A 5970-nucleotide genomic window follows, 5' to 3' on the forward strand; every position below is an offset into this window, starting at 1 on the left:
GGCCGTGGCGGGGTCGGCGGTGGGAACGACGCGGCTGCCGCGGTGGAGGTCGTCGGTGCCGCGGCCGAATGGCGGCCGGTGGCCTGCCTGGCGACTTCCTGGCGCTGGCGTGAATGCCGACCGGCCGAATGATTACCCACGGCGACCTCCGGGAGCGGTCCGGACGACGACGCCGACCGAGCCGCGGGGTTGCCCGGCGCGACCGGCCGTGATCGGAACGGTCATGCTGATGGTGCCCATAGGCGAACGCGGACTCGCCACGGACCGTGGGCATAGGGCTCGATGAACCCGCACTGCGCCTCCGGCTGCATCGGTGTTGTGAGCCCCCCCGGGCCACACGGCACCCCCACGCGCGATGTCACCTTACCGGAAGGTGCCGGAGTGGCGCACTACCCGGCAGATAGCTGCCAAGCGGCATTATCAATGACATAGTTCTGTGGTACTGCGGGCTCTGCCCGGCGGTCCGGGGCGCGGGGCCGTCCGGGGCGCGGCGCGCGGGGCCGGAGTGTCGGATCGGACGTTCGCCGAAAACAGGAAGCCGCCGCGGGATGGCCACGGGTTCGATACCGGGAGAATGCGAACGGCCGGGCCACGGGCTGTGGAGTGCTGATCAGATCAGCGGACGGTTTTCAGATCACTCGATGGTCCAAGTCTCCCCACCGGCGATCAGCGACATCAGGTCCCCGTCGCCCTGGCGGGTCTTGGCGTCGGTGATCTGGGCGTTCAACGCCTCGTCGTAGGTCGGCGCGTCGACGTCGCGGAAGATGCCGATCGGGGTGACGCCGTGCGAGTCGCCGGTGAGCCGGGACAGCGCGAACGCCTGGCTCGGATCGGCCGCCCAGGCGTCGTGGACGAGGACGTCCGGGCTGCCCGCCGGGACCACCTCGAGGCTGCCGTCCGGCGCCCGTCGAACGGCCTTGTCGCCCTCGGTGCCGAAGACAAGGGGCTCGCCGTGGGCCAGCTTCAGCGTCACGTCGTCCCGGCTGGTCCGCTCCTTGAGCGCGTCGAAGGCGCCGTCGTTGAAGATGTTGCAGTTCTGGAAGATCTCCACGAAGGCGGTGCCGGGGTGCTCTGCGGCCGCGCGCAGCACCGAGGTCAGGTGCGCCCGGTCGGAGTCGATGGACCGTCCGACGAACGTGGCCTCCGCCCCCAGCGCCAGCGATACGGGGTTGTACGGCCGGTCCAGCGAGCCGAACGGCGTCGACTTGGTGATCTTGCCGATCTCGGAGGTGGGGGAGTACTGCCCCTTCGTCAGTCCGTAGATCCGGTTGTTGAACATGAGGATCTTCAGGTTGACGTTGCGGCGCAGCGCGTGCAGCAGGTGGTTCCCACCGATCGACAGGGCGTCGCCGTCCCCGGTGACGACCCAGACCGACAGGTCGGGACGGGAGGCGGCGAGCCCGGTGGCGATCGCCGGTGCCCGGCCGTGAATGGAGTGCATCCCGTACGTCTGCAGGTAGTACGGGAACCGTGAGGAACAGCCGATCCCGGAGATGAAGACGATGTTCTCCCGGGCCACCCCGAGATCAGGCAGGAAGCCCTGGACGGTGGCGAGAATGGCGTAGTCGCCGCATCCCGGGCACCACCGCACTTCCTGGTCGGAGGTGAAGTCCTTGCGGCTCTGCTGGGCCGGCGCGGCCGGCACCAAGTCGAGCAGCCGGTTACTGATGCCGCTGCGATTCGTCGTGACGGTCACTGGTTGATCACGTCCTCCAAGACGCCCGCCAGCTCCGCGGCCTTGAAGGGCAGCCCGCGAACCTGGTTGTAGCCGATCGCGTCGACGAGGTACTCGGCCCGGATCAGGGTCCGCAGCTGCCCGAGGTTCATCTCGGGAATCAGCACCTTGTCGTACGACCGCAGGATGTCCCCGGTGTTGGCGGGGAAGGGGTTGAGATGACGCAGGTGTGCCTGAGCGACGTGCATGCCCTTGGCGCGGACCCGGCGGCAGCCGGCCGCGATCGGGCCGTAGGTGGAGCCCCAGCCGAGGACGAGTAGCCGGGCCTGCCCGGACGGGTCCTCCACCTCCAGCGGCGCGACATCGTTCGCGATGCCGTCGATCTTCGCCGCGCGCAGCCGCACCATCCGGTCGTGGTTGGCCGGATCGTAGGAGATGGCACCCTGGCCGTCCGACTTCTCGATGCCGCCGATACGGTGCTCCAGGCCCGGCGTGCCGGGGACCGCCCACGGCCGGGCGAGGGTCTCCGCATCACGCAGGTAGGGCCAGAACTCCGGCCCCTTCGGCCCGGTGTGGTTCGGCTCGGTGGCGAAGGCGACGCTCAGGTCCGGCAGCTCCGAGCGGGTCGGCAGCAGCCACGGCTCCGAGCCGTTCGCCAGGTAGCCGTCGGAGAGCAGGAACACCGGCGTGCGGTACTTGGTAGCCAGGCGGGCGGCCTCGATCGCGGCGTTGAAGCAGTCCGCCGGGGAGCGCGGCGCGACGATCGGAACCGGAGCCTCGCCGTTGCGGCCGAACATCGCCTGGAGCAGATCGGCCTGTTCGGTCTTGGTGGGCAGGCCGGTGGACGGGCCGCCGCGCTGGATGTCGACGATCATGAGCGGCAGTTCGAGGCTGACCGCGAGGCCGATGGTCTCGCTCTTGAGCGCGACACCCGGGCCGGAGGTCGTCGTCACGCCGAGCGACCCGCCGAAGGAGGCGCCGAGCGCGGCGCCGATGCCGGCGATCTCATCCTCGGCCTGGAAGGTCCGCACGCCGAACCGCTTGTGCCGGCTCAGCTCGTGCAGGATGTCCGAGGCCGGGGTGATCGGGTAGGAGCCGAGGAACACCGGCAGGCCGGTCAGCTCGCCGGCGGCGATCAGACCGTAGGACAGCGCCGTGTTCCCGGTGATCCGTCGGTAGGTACCGGCCTTCATCCGGGCCGGCGCCACCTCGTAGGTGACCGAGAAGGACTCGGTGGTCTCGCCGTAGTTGAAGCCGGCTCGGAAGGCCGCGACGTTCGCCGCGGCGATCTCGGGCCGTTTGGCGAACTTCTTCTCCAGGAAGCCGACGGTGCTCTCGGTCGGCCGGTGGTAAAGCCAGCTCATGAGGCCCAGGGCGAACATGTTCTTCGCTCGTTCGGCCTCCTTCTTGTTGACCCCGCTACCGACGCCCTCGGCGGCGTGCACCGCGTTGATGGTCATCGAGGTGAGCGGCACCCGATGCACCGTGTAGGCATCCAGTGTGCCGTCGGCCAGTGGATCCGTCGTATAGCCGGCTTTCTTGAGGTTGCTGCCGGTGAATGCATCGGTGTTGACAATGAGATTGGCCCCAGGCGGCAGGTCCTTCAGATTCGCCTTCAGGGCCGCCGGGTTCATCGCGACCAGTACGTCCGGTGCGTCACCCGGGGTGAGAATGTCGTGATCGGAAAAATGTAGCTGGAAGCCGGACACGCCGGCCGGCGTGCCGGCTGGGGCGCGGATTTCGGCAGGGAAGTCCGGAAGCGTCGACAGGTCGTTGCCGAATGCTGCCGTCTCGCTGGTGAACTGTTCTCCGGTGAGCTGCATACCGTCGCCGGAGTCGCCCGCGAAGCGCACGACGACCCGGTCGAGCCGGCGGGTCTCCCTCTCCCTGACCTGCTCTGACACCTTCAGTGACCTCCTCGGGTACCGTTCCAGCCTACCGGCCGTATCAATGATGCGCGCGCACCGTACCGCCGAGTTCGATCGCTCCATCCTCGTGGACGATCGACGATCGACCTCGGTCTCCGTATCTGTCGCGCCGTATGGTGATTGTTTGCCAACTCTACGTATATAGTCTTTGTCGTTGCGATCGTCCGGCTGGCGGGTCTTGACCCTGATATCGCTGGTCAGAAGGGGTGTACCGCCCGATGGAGATGATCGGCCGGATCCGGTTCAATGCGCTTCCGGTAATGCTTTCCACAATTTCGGGGGAGGCCTGGCGTGTCAGGGAATCGACAGGGTGATCTTTGTGTCGGGCGCCCGGAGCGGTGAGCTCGCTCTTGCCGGCGACCTGGCCTGATCCGAGATGTTACCGATTGTAGTCTCCTGGTGGCTTGTGGCTGTATGTCCGGTGAGGCCCGGAGTCGGGGCATGGTGGCCGTGCGGGTGGCCGGGGTCGGCGGGTGGTCAGGTATCAGGGGCGGCCCGCTCAGAAGCGGCCCGCTCAGAAGCGGGGAGCATCGGGACATGACGCATAGCCCGGACGAGCAGTCGGATGCCGCGAGCGGTCCGGATGACGGTCGGCCCGACGGCGCACCTTCGTTCACGGCCGCGAGTGCTGGGCCGCGGGAGAGTGCTGGGCCGCGGGAGGCCAGGCCACGGGAAAAGGTGGGAATCGTCGGGCCGGGCCGGGCCGGCACGGCGCTGGGCCTCGCCCTGGCGGCGGCCGGATATCCGGTAGTGGCCGTGGGAGTGCGCTCGCCGTGGCACCGATCGAGGGCCGTGAACCTGTTCCCGGACGCGTGGGTCGGCGGGGCGGCCGAGGTCGCTGGGCGGGCCGAGGTCCTCCTCGTCGCCGTGCCCGATGACGCGATCGGGCCGGTCGTCACGGACCTGGCCGCGGCGGGAGCCGTCGGGCCCGGCCGGACACTCGTGCATCTCAGCGGGCGCCACGGTCTGGGCGTCCTGGCGGCCGGCGGTGACGTGGGCGCGGCCCGTATCGCGCTTCATCCGATCATGACCCTGCCGGGGATCATCGAGGACTCCGCTCTCCTCGCCGGTGTCCCGTTCGGGATCACCGCCGATCCCGTGGCCGAGGGGCTGGCCCGCCGCCTGGTCACCGACGTCGGCGGCATCGCTCTGCCCGTCGCGGATGACCGGCGGGATCTTTACCACGCCTCTCTCGTGCTCGGCGGGAACTTCCTGACCACCCTGGTGGCGGCTGCCGGCGAGGTGCTGGCCGCGGCGGGCGTGCCCGATCCGGCCGCGGCGCTCGGTCCGCTGTTGCGGGCATCGCTGGCGAACACCCTGACCGACGGCTGGTCGGCGTCGACCGGACCGGTGCGGCGCGGTGATCTCGGTACCGTCGTGGCACATCTGACCGCGCTCGACCGGCTGGATCCACGGATCGCCGCCGTGTACCGACGATTGGCGATCTTTACCGCGGAGGAGCTCGAACGGGTCGGGCTGCTCGACCCGGCCGTGGCCGCACGTCTGCGCGAAGCCGTCCCGGACGAGCTCGGTGACCGAGCGGGCAAGGCCCGCCGGGGGCCGGCGGCCGTACGGGCCGGGGGCGACGGTGGCCACACGCCCGACGGGAACGTTCCGCCAGCGCCGTCGCGTTGAGACAGGTGTACCGGTTCGACAGGACGGACACTTGATCGCCATGCCACACCGCCACTTCAACGGTCTGAAGACCGCGCTGCTGCTGGGCGTGCTGTCCGCCGCCATCATCGTGGTGGGTTCGCTGTTCGGGCGCGGAGGTCTGGTCATCGCGCTCGTGCTCGCGGTCGGTATGAACGGCTTCGCCTACTTCTTCTCCGACCGGATAGCCCTGCGGGCCATGCGGGCCTATCCCGTGACGCAGGTCGAGCAGCCCCGGCTCTACGCGATCGTCGGGGATCTCGCCCGCAATGCCCGGATGCCCATGCCGCGGCTGTACCTCAGTCCGACCCGGGCGCCCAATGCCTTCGCCACCGGCCGTAACCCGCGAAACGCGGCGGTCTGTTGCACCGAGGGCATCATGGAGATTATGGACGATCGTGAGCTACGCGGCGTTCTCGGTCACGAGCTCAGCCATGTCTACAACCGGGACATCCTGATCGCCTCGGTGGCCGGTGCCCTTGCCAGCATTATCGTCTATCTGGCGAATATGGCTCAGTTCCTGGCCATTTTCGGCGGGCGGGACGATGAGGACGGTCCCGGCATCTTCGAGCTTCTGCTGCTGATGATCCTGGGTCCCGTCGCGGCGACGATCATCCAGCTCGCGATCAGTCGGTCCCGGGAGTACCAGGCCGACGAGTCCGGCGCGACGCTCACCGGTGACCCGATCGGGCTGGCGAACGCGTTGCGCAAGCT

At 68.9% G+C, this 5970-nt stretch carries 4 protein-coding genes; 2 read left to right on the forward strand and 2 right to left on the reverse strand.

From position 1 onward, the window contains the following. Positions 1 to 634 precede the first annotated feature (634 nt). Both AC08OP_RS19290 and AC08OP_RS19295 read right to left on the reverse strand, forming a co-directional pair. Positions 635 to 1696, reverse strand: coding sequence for a 2-oxoacid:ferredoxin oxidoreductase subunit beta (locus AC08OP_RS19290; protein WP_462203830.1), 1062 nt, complete (start codon positions 1694 to 1696; stop codon positions 635 to 637). Continuing rightward, entirely contained in the window at positions 1693 to 3579 is a 1887-nt protein-coding gene (locus AC08OP_RS19295) for a 2-oxoacid:acceptor oxidoreductase subunit alpha (protein WP_476615468.1), read from the reverse strand. Before AC08OP_RS19295 ends, AC08OP_RS19290 begins: the two co-directional genes overlap by 4 nt. Before the next feature lie 561 nt (positions 3580 to 4140). Between AC08OP_RS19295 and AC08OP_RS19300 the strand changes: the two genes are divergently transcribed. Together AC08OP_RS19300 and AC08OP_RS19305 are read left to right on the forward strand one after the other, a co-directional pair. Continuing rightward, positions 4141 to 5238 carry a Rossmann-like and DUF2520 domain-containing protein gene (locus AC08OP_RS19300; RefSeq protein ID WP_476615469.1) on the forward strand — a complete coding sequence of 366 codons (1098 nt, stop codon included), beginning with the start codon at positions 4141 to 4143 and terminating at the stop codon, positions 5236 to 5238. A gap of 40 nt (positions 5239 to 5278) precedes the next feature. After that, positions 5279 to 5970: M48 family metalloprotease (locus tag AC08OP_RS19305; RefSeq protein ID WP_476615470.1), on the forward strand; the 692-nt coding region annotated here is incomplete at its 3' end.

It is taken from the genome of Frankia sp. CeRuru1, assembly GCF_977966315.1.